The 22816-nt window shown below is 71.1% G+C and carries 21 protein-coding genes and 1 pseudogene; 5 read left to right on the plus strand and 17 right to left on the minus strand.

Features of this window, described 5'->3' with window-relative positions; genetic code table 11:
* Positions 1-75 precede the first annotated feature (75 nt).
* Positions 76-1014, plus strand: a complete 939-nt coding sequence (locus ABD317_RS09385; RefSeq protein ID WP_344289352.1) for an ABC transporter substrate-binding protein — start codon at positions 76-78, stop codon at positions 1012-1014.
* 147 nt (positions 1015-1161) lie between these two features.
* Entirely contained in the window at positions 1162-2433 is a 1272-nt protein-coding gene (locus ABD317_RS09390; protein ID WP_344289335.1) for a right-handed parallel beta-helix repeat-containing protein, read from the plus strand.
* A gap of 6 nt (positions 2434-2439) precedes the next feature.
* Here ABD317_RS09390 and ABD317_RS09395 read toward each other — a convergent pair whose 3' ends face one another.
* From ABD317_RS09395 to ABD317_RS09420, 6 genes are all read right to left on the minus strand, one after another.
* On the minus strand, positions 2440-3063 hold the full coding sequence (locus ABD317_RS09395) for a hypothetical protein (protein WP_344289336.1): 624 nt from the start codon (positions 3061-3063) through the stop codon (positions 2440-2442).
* A gap of 20 nt (positions 3064-3083) precedes the next feature.
* Positions 3084-3578 carry a hypothetical protein gene (locus tag ABD317_RS09400; protein WP_344289337.1) on the minus strand — a complete coding sequence of 165 codons (495 nt, stop codon included), beginning with the start codon at positions 3576-3578 and terminating at the stop codon, positions 3084-3086.
* A 443-nt stretch (positions 3579-4021) separates the two neighbouring features.
* Positions 4022-5371, minus strand: coding sequence for a WXG100 family type VII secretion target (locus ABD317_RS09405; protein WP_344289338.1), 1350 nt, complete (start codon positions 5369-5371; stop codon positions 4022-4024).
* A 1-nt stretch (position 5372) separates the two neighbouring features.
* A complete protein-coding gene (locus ABD317_RS09410) occupies positions 5373-5714 on the minus strand; it encodes a hypothetical protein (RefSeq protein WP_344289339.1) in 342 nt (113 codons plus the stop codon).
* Between the two features lie 70 nt (positions 5715-5784).
* A complete protein-coding gene (locus tag ABD317_RS09415; protein WP_344289340.1) occupies positions 5785-6600 on the minus strand; it encodes a hypothetical protein in 816 nt (271 codons plus the stop codon).
* Positions 6601-6893: 293 nt separating this feature from the next.
* A complete protein-coding gene (locus tag ABD317_RS09420; RefSeq protein ID WP_344289341.1) occupies positions 6894-7469 on the minus strand; it encodes a hypothetical protein in 576 nt (191 codons plus the stop codon).
* 353 nt (positions 7470-7822) lie between these two features.
* Here ABD317_RS09420 and ABD317_RS09425 point away from each other — a divergent pair, with 353 nt between their 5' ends.
* A complete protein-coding gene (locus ABD317_RS09425) occupies positions 7823-8785 on the plus strand; it encodes a coiled-coil domain-containing protein (protein WP_344289342.1) in 963 nt (320 codons plus the stop codon).
* Positions 8786-8809: 24 nt separating this feature from the next.
* Here the strand turns inward: ABD317_RS09425 and ABD317_RS09430 are convergent, their stop codons facing one another.
* The 11 genes from ABD317_RS09430 to ABD317_RS09480 all read right to left on the minus strand — a co-directional run bounded on the left by ABD317_RS09430 (position 8810) and on the right by ABD317_RS09480 (position 20892).
* Positions 8810-9904 carry an NADH-quinone oxidoreductase subunit D gene (locus ABD317_RS09430; protein WP_344289353.1) on the minus strand — a complete coding sequence of 365 codons (1095 nt, stop codon included), beginning with the start codon at positions 9902-9904 and terminating at the stop codon, positions 8810-8812.
* Between the two features lie 147 nt (positions 9905-10051).
* Positions 10052-10537 (minus strand): DUF3180 family protein, encoded by a 486-nt coding sequence (locus ABD317_RS09435; protein ID WP_027754234.1) that lies wholly within the window; start codon positions 10535-10537, stop codon positions 10052-10054.
* 60 nt (positions 10538-10597) lie between these two features.
* Positions 10598-11191: a 2-amino-4-hydroxy-6-hydroxymethyldihydropteridine diphosphokinase gene (gene folK / locus ABD317_RS09440; RefSeq protein ID WP_344289343.1), complete on the minus strand. Its 594-nt coding sequence runs from the start codon at positions 11189-11191 to the stop codon at positions 10598-10600.
* A 3-nt stretch (positions 11192-11194) separates the two neighbouring features.
* Positions 11195-11563: a dihydroneopterin aldolase gene (folB, locus tag ABD317_RS09445; RefSeq protein ID WP_344289344.1), complete on the minus strand. Its 369-nt coding sequence runs from the start codon at positions 11561-11563 to the stop codon at positions 11195-11197.
* 645 nt (positions 11564-12208) lie between these two features.
* A complete protein-coding gene (gene folP, locus ABD317_RS09450) occupies positions 12209-13072 on the minus strand; it encodes a dihydropteroate synthase (RefSeq protein WP_344289345.1) in 864 nt (287 codons plus the stop codon).
* 389 nt (positions 13073-13461) lie between these two features.
* Positions 13462-14523, minus strand: a complete 1062-nt coding sequence (locus ABD317_RS09455) for a formylglycine-generating enzyme family protein (RefSeq protein WP_344289346.1) — start codon at positions 14521-14523, stop codon at positions 13462-13464.
* Complete coding sequence (gene folE / locus ABD317_RS09460) at positions 14523-15170, minus strand: GTP cyclohydrolase I FolE (RefSeq protein ID WP_344289347.1); 648 nt, start codon at positions 15168-15170, stop codon at positions 14523-14525. Before folE ends, ABD317_RS09455 begins: the two co-directional genes overlap by 1 nt.
* Before the next feature lie 111 nt (positions 15171-15281).
* Positions 15282-17357, minus strand: a complete 2076-nt coding sequence (ftsH, locus tag ABD317_RS09465; RefSeq protein WP_027754239.1) for an ATP-dependent zinc metalloprotease FtsH — start codon at positions 17355-17357, stop codon at positions 15282-15284.
* Between the two features lie 313 nt (positions 17358-17670).
* Positions 17671-18210: a hypoxanthine phosphoribosyltransferase gene (gene hpt / locus ABD317_RS09470; protein WP_037781965.1), complete on the minus strand. Its 540-nt coding sequence runs from the start codon at positions 18208-18210 to the stop codon at positions 17671-17673.
* A 111-nt stretch (positions 18211-18321) separates the two neighbouring features.
* Positions 18322-19542: a tRNA lysidine(34) synthetase TilS gene (gene tilS / locus ABD317_RS09475; RefSeq protein WP_344289348.1), complete on the minus strand. Its 1221-nt coding sequence runs from the start codon at positions 19540-19542 to the stop codon at positions 18322-18324.
* 195 nt (positions 19543-19737) lie between these two features.
* A complete protein-coding gene (locus tag ABD317_RS09480) occupies positions 19738-20892 on the minus strand; it encodes a zinc-dependent metalloprotease (protein ID WP_344289349.1) in 1155 nt (384 codons plus the stop codon).
* A 291-nt stretch (positions 20893-21183) separates the two neighbouring features.
* On the opposite strand from ABD317_RS09480, the gene pstS reads away from it, so the two are divergent.
* Together pstS and ABD317_RS09490 are read left to right on the plus strand one after the other, a co-directional pair.
* Positions 21184-22314 (plus strand): phosphate ABC transporter substrate-binding protein PstS, encoded by a 1131-nt coding sequence (gene pstS / locus ABD317_RS09485; RefSeq protein WP_344289350.1) that lies wholly within the window; start codon positions 21184-21186, stop codon positions 22312-22314.
* 140 nt (positions 22315-22454) lie between these two features.
* Positions 22455-22816: pseudogene (locus ABD317_RS09490) on the plus strand (phosphate ABC transporter permease subunit PstC); the annotation flags it as partial.

Here is a 22816-nt window from a genome sequence, read left to right on the forward strand (position 1 = left end):
GCCACGCATACCGACTCCCTACGGATGGAGAACCCCTTGATCACCAACCGCGTTCGAGCCCGCGCCGCCGCCTCGGTGCTGGCCGCGGCCGCCCTGACCGCGGGGCTCGCGGCCTGCGGCGGCGACAGCCTGGAGGAGAAGGGCGGCTCGGACTCCCCGGACGACGACAAGTCGTCTCTGGTGGTGGGCCAGGCCGGTTTCACGGTCTCGACGGTCACCGCCGAGCTGTACTCGGCCATGCTGAAGGACGCCGGCTACGACGTCACGATAAAGAAGCTGGAGAACCGCGAGCTGTACGAGCCGGAGCTGGAGAAGGGCAGCATCGACGTCTTCCCCGAGTACGCCGCCACCCTCGCCGAGTTCCTCAACGCGAAGGAGAACGGTGCCAAGGCGCCGGAGAAGAACCCCGTCGCGTCGAACGACGTCGACGAGACCGTTGCGGAACTGCGGAAGCTCGCCGAGCCCCGCGGCCTGAAGATCCTCTCCGCCGGCGACGCCGTCGACCAGAACGCCTTCGCCGTCTCCCAGGACTTCGCCGACGAGAACAACCTCAAGACGCTCACCGACCTCGGCAAGACCGGCGACCCGATCCGCCTCGCGGCCGGCGACGAGTGCCCGGAGCGCCCGTTCTGCGAGCCGGGCCTGGAGAACACGTACGACATCGACATCACGAAGATCGACCCCCTCGGCGTCGGCACCCCGGCGGCCAAGCAGTCGGTCCAGGACGGCACCAACCAACTGGTCCTGACGACCACCACGGACGCCACCCTGGACGACTTCGGCCTGGTGCTGCTGGAGGACGACAAGGGCCTGCAGAACGCGGACAACATCCTCCCGGTCCTCAACGCCGACGCGGCCGACGACAAGGAGATCGAGACCACGCTGGACAAGCTCACCCGGGTGCTGACGACGGAGGACCTGATCGAGCTGAACCGCAAGGTCGACGCGGAACGGATGAAGCCGGCGGACGCGGCGAAGGAGTACCTGGAAGAGAAGAACCTGATCGGCTCCTGAGGAGAGCGGCCCCGCCGGGCCCGGAACACCCGGGCCCGGCGAGCCCGTCCCGGACACCTCCGCGGAGGGTGTGCAACCGATCCGGCTCGGGCGGCAACCAACTCATGCGCAGGGCGCACACCCCCCACCACCCGGAGTTGGTCGACCATGGCACCCGACAAGCCCAGCACCCGCCACCCCGCCCGCGGCCGCGACGCTCGCCGCCGGCACGCCGGGCGCCGCCGGCGCACCGCCGCGCTCACCGCCGCCTGTCTGACGGCCCTCGGCGCCGCGGCCGCCACGCTGACGGCCCAGGGCACCGCCCACGGCGAGGAGTCCGCACCGTCGTCCGCGCCGGCGCCGGCGCCGGAGCCGGCATCCCCGCCGCTGGCGTGCGGCGACGGTTCGTACCACGCGGAAGCGGTGAAGAACGGCAGCACGTGGACCGCCCGCCGGGGCGGCTCGGTCGTCTACACCGGCGACGACATGCTGTCCGCCATGAGCGCCGCCGTCGGCAGCCTCACCCCGGGCCGCACGGCCAAGGAGCGTGTCGTCGTCCGCGGCTCCGGCACGATGAGCGCCAACGCCCGCCTCTCCCTCCCCAGCCACACCGCCCTCGACGTCTGCGGCACCATCGACGTCACCGGCTCCGGCTCCGGCGACCGGGCGCCCGTCTACTCCCGCGGCACGACGAACGTCGAGGTCCAGCACCTGAACGTCACCGGCAGCCCGCTGTACGGCATCTTCATGCGCAACGTCACGGACGTCCGCCTCGGCGAGATCGACATGCGCCTGTCCGGCGGCCTCGGCATCCGCATCGACAACCGCGGCGACACCAGCGTCCCCAGCCGGAACATCCGGATCGACAACGTCTACGTCTCCGGGACGAGCAACCACGGCGTCGAGACCTACGGCGTGGACAACCTCACCATCGGCACGGTCACGGCCCGCAACACCGGCTACTCGGGCCTGCTGCTCAACGAGACCACCAACGCCACCATCGGCACGGTCGACGCCGTGGGCGCGGGCACGGGCACGGGCTACGCCGCCTTCCGCATGGCCAACCGCAACGGCCGCGTCGGCGGCAGCTACCCGACCAACATCCACGTCGGCCAGGTCATCGCCCGCGGCGGCGGACGCGGCGTCTTCTGCGTCTCCGAGAGCGGCGGCGCGGTCATCGACCGCGTCGACATCGCCGACACGGGAAGCAACGCGATCCTGCTGGAGAACTGCTACAACGTCACCATCGCCGGCCAGAGCGGCACGGTCGCCGGCCCCGGGGACATCCGCATCGCGGCCCGCTCGGAGTTCGCGAACTCCCGAGACATCACGCTGCAGAACCTGACGGTGACGAACTCCGCCATCAACGAGAGCCCCTGCGCCGACAACCTGACGGTGCGCAACGTCCAACTCGTCAACTCCAGCCGGAACACCTGCTGACGCGGCCTATTCCTGGGGCGGGTCGAAACTGACGGTCCGCAGGACGGCGGCGGTCATGTCGCAGAACTCGCCCCAGTAGTCGGTGGCCGCGGTATCGAGCGCGAAGACGGCGACGTACGGCCCGGTGGGAAACGGAACGTGGACCTGGATCTGCCCGGTACGGAGCCTGGTGTCCTGCCCGTCGGCGGCAAGCTCCGCGGGCACGGTGAACTCCCGCAACGTGATGCAGGACACCGCCGGCCCGCACGGCAGATCCAGCCACCGCACGTCGTTCGTCTCGTCCCGCACGAGCACCTCCCGGATCCCCGTGGCGGCAGCCTCAACAGAGGGGTGTCCGCTCTCCACCGCCCCTACGTGGAACGCACAGTGCGCGACCCCACCCTCATCCCGAGCGAACAACCCCAAAGCCGAGTACTCCAACCCGCAACTCCCCACCAACTCCCCCATCCGCGCGTAGTACGGCGCGGAGGAGGCCCACAGGGCGTCGTCCCCGTTGGGGAAGAGTTCCCGCACGAACCCGTCGGCGAGGGCGGCGCGTTCGTCGGGGGTGGCGGCGATGGGCAGGGGGTGGAACCCGTCGGGAACGGTGAACCAGACGGGGGGAATGCCGTCGGAGTCGGATGATTCCATAGGCGTGTGTGTCACCGATTTCAGTCGAGGTCGCCAGGCTGCAAATTTGGAGGTCCGCCTTCCGGGCTGATCAGGTGCATGGTGCACCCGTCGAGACCGTTGACCGAATGTGCCGGGTCGGACCAAGCTTCGAACAGGAGGTTCCCGCTCGGCCGTCTAGTGACGATGCCATAGGGATACACGGATCCTGATCCACCCGACTCTTGCTCGGAAGAGGAACATTCCGCCAGGTAGATGCTGATGGCGTTTTGCTGAGCCGGAGTGAGCTGATCAAGCGGAAGGAAAGTGGACGAGAGGTGTCGCAGGATACGGTTCACGGCACTCTCGCTGTACGAGTGGAATCGGCACCACGAGCCGTCGGTGAAGGTGATTCTGAAGTTCCGTTCGCCCTTGCTGAACTTCTTACGCTCCACCTGGGCGACGACCGACTGGTCGACCTCCCAGAGCGGTTCGTCTCGGGAAGTGTCGTCGTCAGAAAAGCCCACCACCACCAGGCGCACGTCGGTGATGACCAAGTGCGTCCGGAACCTTGCGGGGCGGCGAGCAGGATCGAGCTGCCAGGGCGCGGTCCTTGCGATCCCACCCTCCTGCGCCCACATGACAGGGAAGTCGTCAACCTCATTATCCGGATCCCCACTCTTCCCCCGGACTCGCGGCTCACCGAACGGCGACCCCACCGCCCCTAATAAACCGGCGGTCAGGGCGACTAACGCATGGCTGACGGCACCCGCCCCCCTAGCAGTAGAACGGACATTCCGGTCTGCCCGACTACGGGCCGCGTACGTCGGCCCCTCCGGCCAACCCGGCAACTCGCGCTGAATGTCACGACGCTCAGGATCTCGGAACCAGCGCATTCCGGAGACCGGTGCCGCCATACCCGTAGCGAACTCCACCGGCCCACGGCTGAGTAACGTCTCGCCAGGACGCGGCTCCCACGCTCCCATGACCCGCCTTCCCCTCAACGACCGAAGGCCGCCTCGAAACGATCACCGATGTTAACGTCAGTTCCAAGGTGCTGCGGAAGTGTCACCAACTTCGGCGCCATCTTGGTGCCGGAGTCCAGCATCCGACCGCCGACAGAGAGCGGATCGATGTCAATGTGTTTGCGACTGACGAAGCTGAGCCCTCTGGTACCGATCAACTGGCCGTCCCCGTAGCCCTTCTGCGCAATTCCGAGCATCCGGCTCTGCAGATCACCACTCTTGGACGTCAGGAGGCCGACCTCGCTTCGGCCCCAAAGTGCTACACGCTGACCGAATGGCCTGACGCCGCCTATAACCTTGCCGGCCTTCTCACCGAACGAGATGTAGTTGCGTGCGTTGTGTAAATTCGCGGCGTAGTTTGTTCCAAGCTGCACAACGCGGGCCTGTGCAGCCTCAAGATTGGCCAGCTTCGCGCCCTTTGTGAACGCCCCGGCGACAGGCAGCACCCCGAGGGTGTCCAACCCGATGGTCGCCCAGCTCACATCCGCACCCGCCGCCTTGGCGATCCCGTGCGTGGCCAGCGTCAGCCCGCCCGTGATCAGCGCGGCCGTCGCGAAAGCCGCCCCGATCCCGAAGGGGGCGGTGACGATGGCGAGCACCGCCAGCGCGGCGGTGACGTAGCTGAGCACGTCACCGATCAACTTGATCAGGTCCGCGTGGTCCTGGACCCAGTCGAGGGTGTCGCCGAGAACATCCGACACACCGCTCGCGATGCGGTCGAACAACCCCGGCTCGTCCGGAGCGATATCCGCCGCGGTGTCCAGATGCCGGCAGATTGCGTTTGCCGCATGGAAGTAGCGCTCCCGCAGTTCCTCCGCCCGTTTCCGTACGTCTTCGAGCGCGTCACCCGCCGCCTCGGCGGCGTCCTCCCGCTTCTCCTGCTGCTTCTTCTCCTTCTCCGTCTCACGCTCTTCCGCGGCGCGGCCCGCCGCCGGGCCGTCGAGGTACGGCGTCGCCGCCCCGGCGGCCACGAGGCGCTGCGCTTCGCCGAGGGCATCCCGCTTGAGACGCGCCTCGCGTTCCAGGCCGGCCGCCTCGTCCTGGAAGCGTTCCAGGTCCACGGCCCAACGCCGCAGGGCGGTGGCGGCCTTGTCGAAGGAGGTGTACGCCCGCTTCATGTCCGGCGCCACGTCCTCGACCACGTGATCGGTGAACGCGGTGGCCGCCTTGCCCTTCCACTGGCCGCCGTCGATGCGCTCCAGTTCCGTCACCGTCGTGCCCAGTTCGTCGGCGAGTTTTCCTATCGCACGGGAAAGCTGCCGGGTGGCGTGCACGTCGCCGGGCGCCGGGGCGAAACCGAGGTTGGGGAAGCCCTTGTCGCCCACGTCACTTCCCCTTGGGCCGAAGGGCCGCCTCAAGCTCGCGCTCCAGCCCGTCGAAGTCCTTGGCGATCTTCCGAAGCATCCGCGCCGCCCCGTCGGCGTGCTTCCCCAGCTGTTCGATGCCGTAGTCCCATTCGTCGGCGAAGTCCTGTACGTGCTTGATCAGCATCCAGGCCCCGACGGCTTCGCTGTCCGCGCCTTTCATCGACCTGCTGGCGCGGTCCATTCGCTTGGCGATGGTGGTGAAGGTGTGGTGCAGTTCGTCGAGAACGTCGCCCTTGATCTTTAAGTCCGCCATCTCGTCCTTCCCGTCCGTCCAGGGCCGGAAGTGATTGCTCTGCTGCATGTACTGCCATGCAAGGCTCGGGTCGCGGTCACGGCAGACAGCCGGCTGTACGCCTGGCGTCGCGTTGTCGTCACCGGACGACAGACTGGATTTCCCTGACGGTGACGTCCTGCTCGCTGGCGAACGTCCCGGAAGGCAGTTCGGTGGGTTCGGGGTTGTTGGTCCCGGTCCAGCTGACGTCCCAGGTGACGCTGCCCTCGAACTCGTACGGCCCGGTCGCCTCCGTGGACCGGAGGTATTGCACACCACAGGGCGGCGCCCCCTCGGCACCGGCGGGCCTCTTCCGGCCGACGCTGCCGTCGTCGTTGAGGAGGCATTCACCGGACTCGGGGAAGGTGAGGGCGTCGTCGGTGCCGGGGTCGATGTGCAGGCTTCCGGGGGTGGCGGTGGTTGTGGCCTCGATGCCGAGTACGTCGACTCTGGCGGTGGCGGAGACAGGCTGGAAAGCGGCGTCGTCCACGGACACCCAGGTGGGAAGGTTCACGACCTGCCGGTCGCCGTCCGGCTGCAGGGTCGGGGTGGCCTCCGGGATGCGGATCTCCTGGTAGGCGAGTTGGGCGAGGATCTCGGGGTTGATGGTGTTCTCGATCTCGGCGGGCGGCTCGTCACCGGTGTCTACCCAGAAAGGCATCTCGGCACAGTCCAAGGAAGACTGGCTGCTATCCGCGGCGGGGTTGGTGTACGCACCCCACCAGTAGCCCTTGTTGTTCTTCTCGACATTGAATGCACCGTGCTCACCGTCGATGTACCTTTCCTTCATGGCCTCGGCATTGCCCGCGTCGTGTTGAGGACTCACGTCGACCATCCCGTCGAACCGGGTTTGCGCAGCCTCCTCCGCCGTCCACTTGGGTGCGTACCAACAGGATGGAGGGGACCAGTCGCTCACCGGTGTCAGCGATCCTTCGGAATTGTCGCCTGATCCTGTACTGGTCGAATATAAGACCTCGGCCGCGGCTTCTGCCGAAATAGAGTCGCCTGCGACGCGGCCTTCCTCAACCGGAGCCGCGCCAAAGTCCCCTGCGCCACCCTTTCCCCCTCCCTGGGCAGCAACAGGAATGGATAACAGTCCGAGCACCGCAAGGGCAGAACCTAACGCGATGAGAGACTGTTTCACGGCTTGCATTGCGCTGCCCCTCGATCTGAAATGACGTTGACCGTCTGCCAGACACCCAGCTCGTTCTACTCAAGGCGCGTGTTGTACAGCACGTACGGCTTTGTCCCAGCGGATGCCTCACTGTCCGCTTTACCTGTCTTGGCATCGGTGAGATAGGCGTTGCGCTCGTCCGCGCAGTAGATGACCACGGCCGCACCGTCGTCCCGGAAACTCACTTGCCGATCGAAGTATCGGGTGGTGCCGGCCCACGCGTGATCGTTGTCCAAGTAGCCCTTGACGAACTGGGTCGCCTTCATCCTGCCGAGATCGGAAAGGAAGAAGTTGAGGGCTTCGGTGTCAGTAGTGCCGCGGAAGATTGCGTCGTCGAGAGCGTTGACCATGTCGGCGTTGTCCGCCAGCACCGCGTCCTTCTTCGGGTCGCCGGTCTCGGCGTCCTCGAACACGTTCTTCGCCTCGTCCGGCAGTTCGATCTTCGGTCTCTCCGCGGCCGACTCGCTCGGCGAGGGAGACGCGGTGGCCGACTCGGCGCCCTTGATCTTGTCGTCCGCGTTCGTGTCGTCGTCGCTGCCGCCGCAGGCGGCGAGGAGCAGGCTCAGGGCGGCAACGGCCGCCGCGGCGGCGGGGAGAGGGCGGCGCTTCACGTCGACTCCGGGGAGATAGGGGGAACTCTGTGTGACGTGACGCTATCGAAGTCTGATCCAGTTGCACCACCGTCGAATTTTCGTCAGACATTGCCTCTTCCGGCAATGATGAAATTCCACCGAGTGCTGGCCCGAACCAGTCGACGTCAGTCCCGCTAAACCGATTCCGCTAATTCGCGACCCCCGCCCCGCCGCCCCGCGCGGCCGGTCCGGGCCGCGGGGCCGGGGCCGGCCTCCAGGCCGGTCTCCGGGGGTGGCCGGGGCGGGGGTGGTGGGCGGGTGGGACGTAACTGGCGGGAAACGATCGGTTCTGGGCTGCTCCATTTGGGACATCTCCGCGGTAAGTTGCCGCCATGCCTCGTGGACGCCACCGCTTCTCGTCGCCGATGCGCGGGCTCCTGCCGCCCGTGTCCTTCGCCGTGGTCGCGCTGGGTTGCGCCGCCGGGGCGTGGCTGGTTTCCGGGGACGGGTCGGCCGTGCGGTGGCTTGCCGTGGGGGCCGCCGGGGCCGCGGTGGGGGCTTCGGCGCTGTTGCGGTTGCGGGATCGTACGGCTGCCCTCCAGGTCACCGAGGCCACCGGAGCCCGGGCGCGGGCCGAGCGGCGGCACGAGGAGCAGCTGGCCGAGCTGAAGGGCGACCTCGAAGAGGCCCGTCGCATCCGCGGGGAGCTGGAGAAGCGGCTCGGGGCGCGGCACGTCGACCTCGCCCGGCTGCGTACGGATCACGCGGCGCTGCTCGCGCGGTACGCCACCGCCGAGTCCGAGCGCGCCTCCGCGCTCGAAGGGCGGCGGCAGTTGGCCATCGAGGCCGCGACGCCCGTCAAGCAGCTGCCGCCCGTCGGCGGTCAGCCGCAGGCGCGGCCGCCCTCCCCCGCCACGTACCTGCGCGCCTCCCGCGCCCTCGACGACCTCGCCGGCAACGCCGCGCGTCAGGGCCACGGGCAGACCCACGAGCAGGCGCCCTCCGGCGACGCCGCCGGCTTCAGCTACTTCGCCCCGACCAGGCGGCCGGTTCCGCCCGGCCAGCGCCGTGCCGGCGGCTCCCCGCGGGCGGACCGCGGCCCGGCCGGCAGCGGCCACCGTCCCGCGCCCGAGGAGCCCGGCGACCCCGGCGCCGACCTCGCCGACGTCGTCGGGCCCGAGGTCCTCGCCGAAGCCGGGGCCCGGGCCGAAGCTGGCGACGGTGCCGAAGCCGCGGGCCAGGCCGGCTCCGGTGTCGTCCCCGCGGCCTCCGGCGACGGCGACGACACCGACGACCCCGACGACGACCCGCACGGGCCCGTCGGCCCCGTCATCGACCTGGAGCAGGCCAGCTGAGCGGGGATTCGCCCGCGTTTCTCCTCACTTGTCGATGTCCCCGACCACGAAGAACATCGACCCCAGGATCGCCACCATGTCCGGCACCAGCGTCCCCGGCAGCAGCTCGGTCAGCGCCTGTATGTTGTTGTACGACGCGGAGCGCAGCTTCAGCCGGTACGGCGTCTTCTCACCCTTCGACACCAGGTAGTAGCCGTTCAGCCCCAGCGGGTTCTCCGTCCAGGCGTACGTCTCCCCCTCCGGCGCCTTCAGCACCTTCGGCAGCCGCTGGTTCACCGGCCCCGGCGGCAGCTCCGCCAGCCGGTCCAGGCAGGCGTCGGCCAGGTCGAGGGAGTTGTGCGTCTGCGCCAGCAGCACCTCGAAGCGCGCGAGGCAGTCGCCCTCCTCGCGGGTGACGACGCGCAGCGTGCCGCCCAGTTCCCCGTACGCCAGATACGGCTCGTCGCGGCGCAGGTCGAAGTCCACCCCCGAGGCGCGCCCGATGGGCCCGCTCACGCCGTACGCATGCACGGTCTGCGGCGGCAGTACGCCGACGCCGCGCGTGCGGCCGCGGAAGATCTCGTTGCCCAGCACCAGCCGGTCGAAGACGTCCATCCGCGCCCGCGCCGCGCGTACGGCCGCGCGTGCCCGGCCCGTCCAGCCGGCGGGCAGTTCATCCTTGAGGCCGCCGACGCGGTTGAACATGTAGTGCATGCGCCCGCCGGAGACCTCCTCCATGACGGCCTGGAGGTCCTCGCGCTCGCGGAAGGCGTAGAAGATGGGGGTGATGCCGCCGAGTTCGAGGGGGTACGAGCCGAGGAACATCAGGTGGTTGAGGACCCGGTTCAGCTCGGCGAGCAGCGTACGCAGCCACACCGCCCGCTCCGGCACCTCCATGCCGAGCATGCGCTCGACGGCCAGGACCACGCCCAGCTCGTTGGAGAAGGCCGACAGCCAGTCGTGGCGGTTGGCGAGGACGAGGATCTGGCGGTAGTCGCGGGCTTCGAAGAGTTTCTCCGCGCCGCGGTGCATGTAGCCGATGACCGGTTCCGCGCTGACGACGCGCTCGCCGTCGACGACCAGGCGCAGGCGCAGCACGCCGTGGGTGGAGGGGTGCTGCGGGCCGATGTTGAGCACCATGTCGGTCTGCTCGGCCGCGCCGCCGATGCCGACCGTCAGCGGGGCGGTGCCCCCGGCGGCGGGGGCGTGGGCGGCGTCTCCGGTGGCGGCGTCTCCGGTGGGCGCGGCAGTCATGGTGCCGAGCCTAGCGGCCGTACGAACCGTGCCCTAGGCCCGCGGCAACGGCCCGTCGTCGTCATCGTCGTCCGGCAGCTTGCACACCCGTTCCAGGAAGAACGCCGCCGCGACCACCAGTGCCGCCGCCACCACCGCCAGCGCCGCGTACACCACCTGCGAGCGGCGCGTGCCGTAGTCCAGCCCGTCCAGTACGAGGAAGAGCCCCAGCCCCGCGTACAGCCCCGCCACCAGCGCCGAGACCAGCGCGCTCGCCTGCCCCAGCACCACCGCCCGCGCCGCCATCATCGGGTCGACCCCCTTGGCCTGCGGATCGCGCTCGCGCTGCGCGCCGAGCCGGGAGCGGATGGACAGGGCCGTCGCCGTCAGGATCGTGGCGATCAGCGCCAGCACCACCGGGGCGGCGACGGGGACGCTCGGGAGCGTGCCCACCGAGTTCCACAGCCGGGATCCCGCCCAGGCCAGTACCCCCGCCACCACGAAGATGCCGGCCAACACCCCGATGCGCAGTTGCCTCACCGAACGCGCTCCTCCCAGAACTCCCAGAGATCGTAGCCCCGAAGGACCGGCGGAACGCGCTCAGTCGGGCAGCCGCAGTTCGAGATCCGCACGCTTGTGCACGCCCTGCCGGCCGACCTGCGTCAGCAACTCGGACACCGGGCCGTGCCCGGGCAGCTCGGCCGTGGGATCCACGTCGTACCACGGGACGAGCACGAAGGCGCGCTCATGCGCGCGGGGATGCGGAAGTGTCAGGGCGGGGTCGTCGGAGACGACGCCCTGGTACGCCACGATGTCGACGTCCAGCGTGCGCGGGCCCCACTCGGTGTCCCGTACGCGCGAGAAGGCCTCCTCGACGGCGTGGGCGCGCTCCATGAGGGAGGCGGGCGGGAGGGTGGTCCGTACGAGCAGGACGGCGTTGAAGAACGTCGGCTGGCTGCCCGGCTCGACGCCCCAGGGGTCGGTCTCGTACACCGGGGAGACGGCCTTGACGCGGAGGCCGGGGGTGTCCTCCAGCGCGTCCACGGAGCCCTGGAGGGTCTCCAGGCGGTTGCCGAGGTTACTGCCGACGGAGAGCACGGCCAGTTTGGGGTTCTGCAGGGTCGAGTCGGCCGCGTCGACCTGCTCGACCACGGAAGGCGGCACTGGCTGCACGGTCGGGTCGCTGCGATTCAATGATCAACCTCTGCTTCGGGTGATGGTGATGGTCACGTCGTCGAACGGCACGGTGATCGGCGCGTCCGGCTTGTGCACCGTCACCTCCACCTGCTGCACGGGCGAGTGTCTCAGGCACTGCGCGGCGATCCGCTCGGCGAGCGTCTCGATCAGGTCCACCGGCTCTCCCTCGACGACGGCGACGGCCTCTTCGGCGACGACGCCGTAGTGGACGGTCTGCGCCAGGTCGTCGTCGGCGGCGGCCGCGCGGGTGTCCAGGTGGAGGACGAGGTCGACGACGAAGGGCTGGCCCTCGGCACGCTCGTGGGCGAAGACGCCGTGATGACCGCGTGCCCTGAGGCCGTGCAGCGCAACCCGGTCGGCTACGGTCATGGCTCGCCTCGCCTCCTGCGTGGTGCGTGTACCTTCTGCGTCCTGCGTCGTGTGTCCTGTGCGTCTGCGTGCCGTGCGTGTCCCGTGCGTTCTGTGTGTCCTGTGCGTCCTGCCTTTGTGCGTCCTGCGTCGGTGGCCGTCCCCTGGGCTGCGTGCGGCTCGTGCGGCTCGTCTCGGTCGATGCCGGCCCGGTGCCCGGTGCCCGGGGCCCGACGGGACTCGGGGGGTCGCGAGCGCTGAAGCTGTGCCGCCGCGACGCCCGGCCCCGCCCCGGGGCCCTCGATCGAATGTACCTGCGGCTGGTGACAAGCTGTACGACCGGGGCTGTCGCGACTGCCCGCGGCCCGGCCCCGGCTCTCGCCGCGTCTACCCGGAGGGTCGACGGGGCAGCCGTATGGCGCGTGACGTCGACTCGAACGGGCTATGAACGCGATCCGGGCCTTGTGCGACGGGGCGAGGGTTGGGGAGGCCGCCGGGCCCGCCCGGGCGCGTGGGCAATGTACGTACCCCGAGCTCCCGCCCTCGGGCAGGCCGCTCCACCGCACCGCGCTGACCGCGCCTTCCCCGCACTCCCGCCCCAGGGTAGGCCGCCCCTCCGACAACGACGGATGACCGCGGGTTCGTCTGCGTCTCCGTACGCCGGTGCTACGCGCCGGGGCCCTCCAGCGCCGACGCCACCCGCACCGCGTCCGCCGTCGGCCGCACCTCGTGGACCCGTACGGCCCACGCGCCCTCCCGCGCCACTATCGCGGACACCGCCGCCGTCGCGGCGTCCCGCTCGCGGGCCGGCGGCGGGGCACCGTCCGGGCCGGCCAGCACCCGCCCGAGGAACCGCTTCCGCGACGCCGCCACCAGCAGCGGCCGGCCCAGCTCCGCGCGCAGCCGGGCGAGGCTGTTCAGCAGCACGAGGTCGTGCGGCGTCTCCTTGGCGAAGCCGAGACCCGGGTCGACGATGATGCGCTCAAGGCCGATCCCGCCGGCCGCGGCCCGGTCCAGGCTGCGGCGCAGTTCGTCGACGACCTCGGTGACGGTGTCCGCGTAGACCGCGCGGTTGTTCATGTCGATGGACTGCCCGCGCCAGTGCATGACGACGAACGGCACGTCCGCTTCGGCCACCGCCGACACCATCGCGGGGTCGGCGAGGCCGCCGCTGACGTCGTTGACGAGCCGGGCGCCGGCGGCGACCGCCCGTTCGGCGACGGTGGCGCGCATGGTGTCGACGGAGACGAGTACGCCTTCGGCCGCGAGGCCCCGTACGACGGGCAGGACGCGGCGCAGCTCCTCGTCCTCGTCCACGCGGGGCGCGCCGGGGCGGGTGGACTCGCCGCCGACGTCGACGATGTCGGCGCCGGTGGCGACGAGGTCGATGCCGTGCTTGATGGCGGTCGCGGGGTCGAACCACAGGCCGCCGTCGGAGAAGGAGTCGGGAGTGACGTTGACGACGCCCATGACGGCACAGCGGCCGTAGTCCGGCAGCCCCGCCACCTGCCCTCTGCGCGCACCCGTCATAGCACCAGCGTATGCGCCCCCGGCCGGCCCTGCCCCGGCAGGGCGGGCGGGAGCGGACGGGGCGGGCAGGGACGGGCGGTGCGTACGGCGTCGAGCGGCCGTGTCAGGGGGCGGGCCTACCCTTGGGTGGGAGTGCGGGTGAGGTGGGTCGGCGTTGTTCGTGGCATCGCCTCGGGAGCCCCGGCGACCGAGGCAGGGCGCCTGCGTTACGGCTACGCCGACCGCGGAGTCGGGCGCCGACGCACACGGCTCGGCGCCGACGCACGGCGGCCTACCCGACGCGCACGGCCCGGCATCAGCTCCGGGCGGCCTACCCGACCCGCACGGCCCGGCGTCGGCACAGGGCGGCCCACGCGACCCGCGCGGCGCCGCTGTGTCACAGGGCGGGCCTACCCTTGGGTGGGAGTGCGGGGTGAGGGGGCGGGGGCGGCTGTGCGGACCGTGCGGAAGCCTGTATTGCCGCTGGAGCTGTCCGGGGTGTTCCCCATCCGCGCCGACGTCCGGTACCGCAGGCAGTACGACTCGTGGCACATGTGCGACCCACCCTTCAGCACCCGCGACTGCCCCAGCCGCGGCCCGCGCGGGTTGTCGCGCGGCGCCTTGCGGTGGTGCCGGGCGTGGAACCAGTCGGCGCACCACTCCCACACGTTGCCCGTCGCGTTGTACAGCCCGTGGGCGTTGGGCTCGAAGGCGTCGACCGGGCAGGTGCCGCGGTAGCCGTCGGCCGCCGTGTTGCGGTCGGGGAAGCTGCCGCGCCAGATGTTCATCCGGTACGCGCCCGCCGGCTCCCGCTCCGCGCCCCACGGGTACGGCTGGCCGTCCAGCCCGCCGCGCGCCGCGTACTCCCACTCCGCCTCCGTCGGCAGCCGCGTGCCCGCCCAGGCGCAGAAGGCGAGCGCATCGGCGTGCGAGACGTGCACCACCGGGTGGTCCCAGCGGCCGCGCAGGCCGGAGCCGGGGCCCTCTGGGTGGCGCCAATCGGCCTGGTGGACCTGCCGCCACCAGGGCGTCTGCGGCGGTGCGGCGGTGGGCGGGAAGTTCTTGGGCAGGAAGCCCGCGAAGACGAAGGACCAGCCGAAGCGCTCGGCGTCCGTGGCGTGCGACGTCGCCTCCACGAAGGCCGCGAACTCCTCGTTCGTCACCGTCGTCGCCGCGGCCGCGAAGCCGTCGACCGTCACGTCACGCGCCGGGCCCTCCCCGTCGTCCGGGTACGGCCCGTCGTCGCACCCCATCCGGAACGTACCGCCGGGCAGCTCCCGCCAGCCGCCGCGCGGCTCGTACGCCCCCGGGGCGGCCCCGGAGGCGCCCTCCACCGCGGTGTCCACGGCCGCCGCGGCTCCGGAAGCGGGCCGTCCAGCCTCCGTACGTCCCGGCCCCGCAAGCCCCTCCGGGCCACCGCCCCCGCGGCCCGGCGCGCAGCACGCCTTCGGCTCCTCCGCCCCGTCCCCCATCAGCGCGCCTTGATCAGGCTCATCGCCTCGGCCCGCGTCGCCGGGTCCCGCAGCTGCCCGCGCACCGCCGACGTCAGCGTCTTCGCCCCCGGCTTCCGCACCCCGCGCATCGTCATGCACATGTGCTCACACTCGATGACCACGATCACACCGCGGGGCTCCAGTATCTCCATCAGCGAGTCCGCGATCTGCGTGGTCAACCGTTCCTGCACCTGCGGCCTGCGCGCGTACACGTCCACCAGCCGGGCCAGCTTCGACAGCCCCGTGATCTTCCCGTCGTGCGAGGGGATGTACCCCACGTGCGCGGAGCCCACGAACGGGACCAGGTGGTGCTCGCACGTGCTCAGCACCTCGATGTCCTTGACCAGCACCATCTCGTCGTGGCCCAGGTCGAACGTCGTCGTCAGCACGTCCTCCGGCCGCTGCCGCAGCCCGGCGAATATCTCCTTGTACGCGCGCGCCACCCGCGCCGGCGTGTCCAGCAGACCGTCGCGGTCCGGGTCCTCGCCGACGGCGATGAGCAGTTCCCGCACGGCGCTCTCGGCGCGCTTCTCGTCGAAGTCGCCGTACCCGGGTCCGCCCGGCCCCGGGTACCCGGGTCTCCCGTGCTCCGGGCCGTGGTCCGGCCGGAATGCCGCATCCGTCATCGTCGTGCCTCTCGTACCTGCGCGTCCTGCGCGTATGGCCGCGCCCCCAAGGCTAGAACCTCGGGGGCGCCACACACATTCCAGCAGTATCCGCAGTCTCCGCAGTGCCCGCTACGGCTGACCGCCCTCGCTCGGCGACGGCTCGTGCTGCGGGCCCTCGCCCGGCAGCGTGCCCTGCAGGCCGCCGGGCAGCCCGCCGCCCACCGGCGGGGTGTCGGCCTTGTCGAGCATCTTCGGCGCGGTCGCGGCGGCCCCGTTCGACTCCCGCGGGGAGGCGACCGGCGGCCGGGTCGAGGGCGTACGCCGCGAGGAGCCGGTCCACGCCGGCCGCAGCGGGCGCTTGACCAGCGGGCGGAAGATCTCGGCGATCTCGTCCTTGCCGAGGGTCTCCTTCTCCAGCAGCTCCAGCACCAGGTTGTCGAGGACGTCGCGGTTCTCGACGAGGATCTCCCACGCCTCGTTGTGCGCGGTCTCGATCAGCTTCTTGACCTCCTCGTCGACCAGCGCGGCGACCTCCTCGGAGTAGTCGCGCTGGTGGGACAGCTCCCGGCCCAGGAAGGGCTCGGACTGGTCGGAGCCGAACTTGATCGCGCCGAGCCGCTCGGTCATGCCGTACTGCGTGACCATCTTGCGGGCGAGGCCGGTGGCCTTCTCGATGTCGTTGGCGGCGCCGGTCGTCGGGTCGTGGAAGACCAGTTCCTCGGCCGCGCGGCCGCCCATCATGTACGCGAGCTGGTCGAGCATCTCGTTGCGCGTGGTGGAGTACTTGTCCTCGTCGGGCAGCACCATCGTGTAGCCGAGGGCGCGGCCGCGGGAGAGGATCGTCACCTTGTGCACCGGGTCGCCGCTGGGAGAGGCCGCCGCGACCAGGGCGTGCCCGCCCTCGTGGTACGCGGTGATCTTCTTCTCCTTCTCGGACATGATCCGGGAGCGCTTCTGGGGGCCGGCGACCACGCGGTCGATGGCCTCGTCCAGCATCGAGTTGTCGATGAGCTTCTTGTCGCTGCGGGCGGTGAGCAGCGCGGCCTCGTTGAGCACGTTGCTGAGGTCGGCGCCGGTGAAGCCGGGGGTGCGCCGGGCGACGGCGGACAGGTCCACGTCCGGGGCGATGGGCTTGCCCTTCTGGTGGACCTTGAGGATCTCCAGCCGGCCCTGCATGTCCGGGCTCTCCACGCCGATCTGCCGGTCGAAGCGGCCGGGGCGCAGCAGCGCGGGGTCGAGGATGTCGGGCCGGTTGGTGGCCGCGATGAGGATGACGCCGCCCTTGACGTCGAAGCCGTCCATCTCGACGAGCAGCTGGTTCAGCGTCTGCTCACGCTCGTCGTGGCCGCCGCCCATGCCGGCGCCGCGGTGCCGGCCGACGGCGTCGATCTCGTCGACGAAGACGATCGCCGGCGCGTTCGCCTTGGCCTGCTCGAACAGGTCGCGGACGCGGGAGGCGCCGACGCCGACGAACATCTCGACGAAGTCGGAGCCGGAGATGGAGTAGAACGGCACCCCGGCCTCGCCGGCGACGGCGCGGGCCAGCAGCGTCTTGCCGGTGCCGGGCGGGCCGTAGAGCAGCACGCCCTTGGGGATCTTGGCGCCGACGGCCTGGAACTTCGCGGGCTCCTGCAGGAAGTCCTTGATCTCGTGGAGTTCCTCCACGGCCTCGTCGGCCCCGGCCACGTCGGTGAAGGTCGTCTTCGGGGTGTCCTTCGTGATGAGCTTGGCCTTGGACTTCCCGAAGTTCATGACCCGGGAGCCGCCGCCCTGCATCTGGTTCATCAGGAAGAGGAAGACGAGCACGATGAGGACGAACGGCAGCAGGGAGAGCAGGATGCTGACGAAGGGGTTGTCCTTCGTCTCCTTGACCGAGTAGCCGTCGGGGATCTCGCCCTTGTCGAACCTGTTCTGCAGCAGGTCGGCGAGGTCGGCACCCTGGGTGTCGATGTAGTTCGCCTGGACCTTGTCGCTGCCGTCGATCTTCTTGGCGTCGTCTTTCAGCTGAACCTTGATGGTCTCGCTGTTGCCGGTGGTCAGCTCGGCGGAGCTGACGCGGTCCTTCTCGATCGCGGCGACGACCTTGGCGGTGTCCACGGACTTGTAGCCCTCGGAGGAGCCGACCAGCTGCATCAACAGGACCACGGCAAGGACGGCCAGCACGATCCACATGACCGGCCCACGGAAGTAGCGCTTCACGTCCATCCACACGGGGCGGCTTTACGCCCCGTCCCTCCTGCCCAGTGAGGCACGGCTGGCTCCTGACCGAGCCCGTGGCCGTGCGTATGCCTGCTATCGGTCCAAACTGAAACCACTGACGTTCGGACGGTACCCCAGAATTGTCGCCCGCCCCCGGCGGGGACGGCTAACAAACCGGCTTTCCCATGCTCCAACGGCGGGAAACCCCCCGGTGTTCCCCGGGCGGCCCGCAGCGGCCCGCATCCGGCCGCCGGGAGGCGGCGGCGTGCGGTCCCCTCGGCCCGCGCGTCAGTCCGCGCCCGCGTCGCCGCGGACTGCGTCAGCCACCGTACACGTGCGGCGCAAGGGTGCCGACGAAGGGCAGGTTCCGGTACTTCTCGGCGTAGTCGAGCCCGTAGCCGACGACGAACTCGTTGGGGATGTCGAAGCCGACCCAGTCCACGTCGATGGGCACCTTCGCCGCCTCCGGCTTGCGCAGCAGCGTGAACACCCGCAGCGAGGCGGGGCGGCGCGAACCGAGGTTGGACAGCAGCCAGGAGAGCGTGAGGCCGGAGTCGATGATGTCCTCGACGATCAGGACGTGCCGGTCCTGGATGTCGGTGTCGAGGTCCTTGAGGATCCGTACGACGCCGGAGGACTGGGTGCCCGCGCCGTACGAGGAGACGGCCATCCAGTCCATCGTCACCGGTGTGGACAGCGTGCGGGCGAGGTCCGCCATGACCATCACGGCGCCCTTGAGCACCCCGACGATCAGGAGGTCCTTGTCCGCGTACTCCGCGTCGATCTTCGCGGCCGTCTCGGCGAGCTTGGCGTCGATCTCTTCCTTGGTGATGAGCACGTTCTCCAGGTCCGCGCCCATGTCCTTCTCATTCACCCGGGGTCACTCTCGTTCGTCGACGACCACTGCCGAACGAACAGTCTGCCATCCGTTCCCCGGCCGGTCAGGAGCGCGTCCGCGCCGTACGGCACCTCAGCCGTCACGCCGGACCACCAGCCGGCCCTGTTCGCGACGGGCGGACACGCGGCCGGGGAGGTTGATCGCGCCCTGGCCGCGCCAGCCGGTGATGAGCTTGTCCATCTCCTCGACGTGCCGGCTGAAGAGGGAGCCGCCGGGGGAGCCGGCCGCGAGCGCGGCGCGGCGCAGGATGCGGCGGCGGACGGCGGGCGGCAGCGCGTACAGCCCGCGGACGTCGAGGCGGCCCTCGGCGTCGCGCACGCCGCGCTCGGCGTCGGCGGCCCAGGTGTCGAGGGCGTCGGCGTCGTCGCGGGCGAGCCGGGCGGTGCGGGCCAGGGACTCGACGACGCCGCGGCCGAGGGCCTTCTCCAGCACGGGCAGCGCCTCGTGGCGGACGCGGGAGCGGGTGTAGGCGGGGTCGGCGTTGTGCGGGTCGTCCCAGACGGGCAGCGACTGGACCAGGCACGCCTTGCGGGCGACCTGGCGGTCGATCTGGAGGAACGGGCGGCGGTACCGGCCGCCGGGCCCGGAGGTGGCGGCCATGCCGGACAGGGAGCGCACGCCGGAGCCGCGGGCGAGCGCCAGCAGCACGGTCTCGGCCTGGTCGTCGCGGGTGTGGCCGAGGAGTACGGCGGCGGCGCCGAGCCGCTGCGCGGCCTCGTCCAGCGCCTCGTAGCGGGCGTCGCGGGCGGCGGCCTCGGGGCCGCCGTCGCGGCCCACGTCGACGCGTACGGACTCGACGGGGTCCAGGCCGAGGCTGCGCAGCCGGGCGACGACCTCCTGGGCGCGCAGGTCGGAGCCGTCCTGGAGGCCGTGGTCGACGGTGATGCCGCCGGCGCGGGCGCCCTGGCGGGGGGCCTCGAAGGAGAGGGCGGAGGCGAGCGCCATGGAGTCGGCGCCGCCGGAGCAGGCGACGAGGACGAGCGGGGCGGCGGCCGGCGCGGCGCCGGGGGCCGAAGCGGAGGACGCGGAGGAGACAGCGGGGGACGCGGCGGAGGGGGACGCGGCGGGGGCGCCGGCGCCCGGCGGGGCGGAGGCGGCCGGGCAGCGGACGGCCCGGACGGAGGTGCCCGCGGAGAGGCGGGCGCGGGCGGCCGGGGCGGGCACGGGGGCCGCGGCGGCCGGGGAGGACACGGCGGCGGCGGGAACCTGCGCCGTCGCGTGCTCGGTCAGCACGTCGTGCAGAACGCGGCGTACTGCCAGACGTATCGCGGCGACCGCTGGATGGGGACCCATGGCTTTCACTTCACTTTCGCTGGCGGCGGAAAAGCTCGCTCCGACTCACCTCGACCGCCGTCACTGTACGTGTGTCGATGGTGACAGAGGAGAGCGGAGAACCGAGCATTGCACGCGGCAACGCCGGGTTCGCTCCCTCGGACGGGTGAAACTCGCGCCCCATACCGCCGCCACGGGAACCGCCGGAAGCAGCCGTCAGCTCTCGGCGCGGCTGTGCACCCGCGCGATCCAGTCCGCCGGTTTGGCGATCTCCGCCTTGGTCGGCAGCGTGTTGGGCGAGGTCCACACCCGGTTGAAGCCGTCCATGCCGACCTCCGCCACGACCTGCCGGACGAAGCGCTCGCCGTCGCGGTACTGCCGCAGCTTCGCGTCCAGGCCCAGCAGCTTGCGCAGCGCCTGGTCCAGCCGGCCCGCGCCGGCCTGGCGCCGCTTGGTGAACTTCTCCCTGATCTCCGCGACCGACGGCACGACCTGCGGGCCGACGCCGTCCATCACGTAGTCGGCGTGCCCCTCCAGCAGGGACATCACGGCGGTGAGCCGGCCGAGGATCTCCCGCTGCGCGGGGGTCTGGACGACCTCGACGATGCTGCGCTCCTCGCCGTTCTCCTCCTTGCCGCCGCTGAGGCTCTGCAGCGCCTCGCGTACGCGGTCCAGGAGGGTGGCCGGGTCGATCTCGGTCTCGCCGAGGAACGACTGGATCTCGCCCTGCAGGTGGTCGCGCAGCCACGGCACCGCGGTGAACTGCGTGCGGTGGGTCTCCTCGTGGATGCACACCCACAGCCGGAAGTCGTGCGGAGCGACCTCCAGCTCCCGTTCGACGTGGACGATGTTCGGCGCGATCAGCAGCAGCCGGCCCTGGCCGGCGCCGCCGCGGTCGGAGCCGGCGTGGGCGGCGGGGCCGCCGGGCAGGTCGCGGGTGGCGGGGGCGAAGGTCTCGTACTGGCCAAGGACGCGGGAGGACAGGAACGACAGCAGCATCCCCAGCTCGACGCCGGTCACCTTGCCGCCGACGGCGCCGAGGACGGCCCCGCCGGGGATGCCGGAGCGGCGCTTGTCCATCTTCTCCAGCAGCGGCGCGAGGACGGCGCGGAAGCCCGCGACGTTCGCCCTGATCCAGCCGGGCCGGTCGACCACGAGGACCGGGGTGTCGTGCCGCGGGTCGGCGCCCTCGGGATACATCCGGGAGAACTCGCGTACGTGCTCCTCGGCCGACCGGGCGTGCGCCCGCAGCTCGCCGACGATGGCGCGTGCCTCGTCGCGGCTTACCTCGGGCCCCGGCCGCACGAGCCGGGTCGCGGTCGCAACCGCGAGATTCCAGTCGACCATCTCCGTACCACCGATGCTCGTCATCTCTTCACCGTACGTGCCCGCGCGGCCGAGCGGGAGCGCGCGGCCCCCGGAACCGCTGCGGGAGGGCCCGTAGGGGGCCCACCGGGCGCGGCCCGGGCCGGGCCCGCGGGGCGGTCGCCCGGACGAGAGGGGAGATTCACTTCCCGTTCACTTCACACGGCGGATCGATTCACCTGATTTGCCTAACTTCGGCGACGAAAGGTGAATCAGCGCAGGCGAGACGGATGCGAACGCGCATACCTGAGGAAGAGGTCTCGCCCAGAACCGTAAGAACCGCAAAGGACCCCCACCGTGAAGCTCCTCCGCACCACCCGGCTGCGCGCCGCCGCCGGCTCGCTGGCCCTCACCGGCGCCCTCGTCCTCGGCGCCTGCGGGTCCGACGACAACACCGGCGGCTCCACCGACACCGGCGGCGGCGCCCAGGAGGCCGCCGGCGACGTGCGGTGCGCCGGCTCCGGCGAGCTGCTGGCGTCGGGCTCCTCGGCGCAGAAGAACGCCGTCGACCAGTGGGTCAGCGACTACCAGAGCGCCTGCCCGGACGTCACCGTCAACTACAAGGCCACCGGCTCCGGCGCCGGCATCCAGGAGTTCCTGCAGGGCAAGACCGCCTTCGCCGGGTCAGACTCGGTACTGAAGCCCGAGGAGGTCCAGACGTCGAAGAAGGTCTGCAAGGACGGCGAGGCCATCAACATCCCGATGCTCGGCGGCCCCATCGCCGTCGGCTACCACGTGGAGGGCGTGGACGACGTCGTCCTCGACGCCGACACCCTCGCCCGGATCTTCACCGGCGACATCACCGCCTGGGACGACCCGGCCATCGCCGACCTCAACCCGGACGCCGACCTGCCGGACACCGGGATCCAGCCGGTGCACCGCTCCGACGAGTCCGGCACCACCGACAACTTCACGCGGTACCTCGCCGCCGCCGCGCCCGACGCCTGGCCGCACGAGCCCGGCAAGAAGTGGCCCGTGGCGGGCGGCCAGGCCGCGGACGGCTCCTCCGGGGTCTCCGCGCAGGTGGACCAGACCGACGGCGCGATCTCGTACTTCGAGCTGTCCTACGCCGCCGCCAGCGACATCGACACCGTCCTGCTGGACACCGGCGCCGCCGAGCCCGTCGAGGCGACCAGCGAGAACGCCTCCAAGGCCATCGCCGCCGCCAAGGTCACCGGCACCGGCAGCGACCTGGCGATGCAGCTCGACTACACCACCGACGCCGCGGGCGCGTACCCCCTGACCCTGCTCACCTACGAGATCGTCTGCGACGAGGGCAACAGCAAGGACAACCTCGCCAAGGTCAAGTCCTTCCTCGGCTACACGGCCAGCGAGGCCGGCCAGTCGAAGCTGAGCCAGCTCGGCTACGCCCCGCTGCCCGCCGAGGTCGCGCAGAAGGTCCGTACGACCGTGGAGTCCCTCTCCTGACCCCCCGCCCGGGCCCCCGCCGCCCCCGCGCCCACCGGCGCGGGGGCCGGGGCGGCCCGGGCCCGCCATCCGGTGCACCGCCGCCGGGACGACAGGCGCACACCCCCGCGCCGCCGCCCCACCCAGACCGGAGACCGAACGTGAGTACCGACACCGGCATACGCACCGCGGACCCGCCGCCGGAACCTGCGCCGACGCCGTCGCGCCGCCGCCGCAAGGCGGCCTCCCACCTCGGCGACCGGGTCTTCGCCGGCCTGTCCAAGGGGTCCGGGATCACCGTGCTGGTGATCATGGGCGCGATCGCGGCGTTCCTCGCCTACCGCGCCGCGCTGGCCCTGTCGAAGAACGAGGGCAACTTCCTCACCACCTTCGAGTGGAACGCCAACGCCGACCCGCCGGTCTTCGGCATCGCCGTGCTGGCCTTCGGCACGGTCGTCTCGTCGGTCATCGCGATGGCCATCGCGGTGCCGATCGCCGTGGGCATCGCGCTGTTCATCACCCA

Origin of the sequence: Streptomyces synnematoformans (assembly GCF_039531005.1) — a bacterium.
GTDB classification, from domain to species: Bacteria; Actinomycetota; Actinomycetes; order Streptomycetales; family Streptomycetaceae; genus Streptomyces; species Streptomyces synnematoformans.

What these genes read in the sequence shown, in the direction of transcription:
- ABD317_RS09390 (WP_344289335.1), top strand. Translation starts at nt 1,162, where the DNA reads ATGGCACCCGACAAGCCCAGCACCCGCCACCCCGCCCGCGGCCGCGAC.
- ABD317_RS09395 (WP_344289336.1), bottom strand. Translation starts at nt 3,063, where the DNA reads ATGGAATCATCCGACTCCGACGGCATTCCCCCCGTCTGGTTCACCGTT.
- ABD317_RS09410 (WP_344289339.1), bottom strand. Translation starts at nt 5,714, where the DNA reads ATGCAGCAGAGCAATCACTTCCGGCCCTGGACGGACGGGAAGGACGAG.
- ABD317_RS09425 (WP_344289342.1), top strand. Translation starts at nt 7,823, where the DNA reads ATGCCTCGTGGACGCCACCGCTTCTCGTCGCCGATGCGCGGGCTCCTG.
- ABD317_RS09430 (WP_344289353.1), bottom strand. Translation starts at nt 9,904, where the DNA reads ATGGTGCTCAACATCGGCCCGCAGCACCCCTCCACCCACGGCGTGCTG.
- folB (WP_344289344.1), bottom strand. Translation starts at nt 11,563, where the DNA reads ATGACCGTAGCCGACCGGGTTGCGCTGCACGGCCTCAGGGCACGCGGT.
- folP (WP_344289345.1), bottom strand. Translation starts at nt 13,072, where the DNA reads ATGACGGGTGCGCGCAGAGGGCAGGTGGCGGGGCTGCCGGACTACGGC.
- ABD317_RS09455 (WP_344289346.1), bottom strand. Translation starts at nt 14,523, where the DNA reads ATGGGGGACGGGGCGGAGGAGCCGAAGGCGTGCTGCGCGCCGGGCCGC.
- folE (WP_344289347.1), bottom strand. Translation starts at nt 15,170, where the DNA reads ATGACGGATGCGGCATTCCGGCCGGACCACGGCCCGGAGCACGGGAGA.
- ftsH (WP_027754239.1), bottom strand. Translation starts at nt 17,357, where the DNA reads ATGGACGTGAAGCGCTACTTCCGTGGGCCGGTCATGTGGATCGTGCTG.
- hpt (WP_037781965.1), bottom strand. Translation starts at nt 18,210, where the DNA reads ATGGGCGCGGACCTGGAGAACGTGCTCATCACCAAGGAAGAGATCGAC.
- tilS (WP_344289348.1), bottom strand. Translation starts at nt 19,542, where the DNA reads ATGGGTCCCCATCCAGCGGTCGCCGCGATACGTCTGGCAGTACGCCGC.
- ABD317_RS09480 (WP_344289349.1), bottom strand. Translation starts at nt 20,892, where the DNA reads ATGACGAGCATCGGTGGTACGGAGATGGTCGACTGGAATCTCGCGGTT.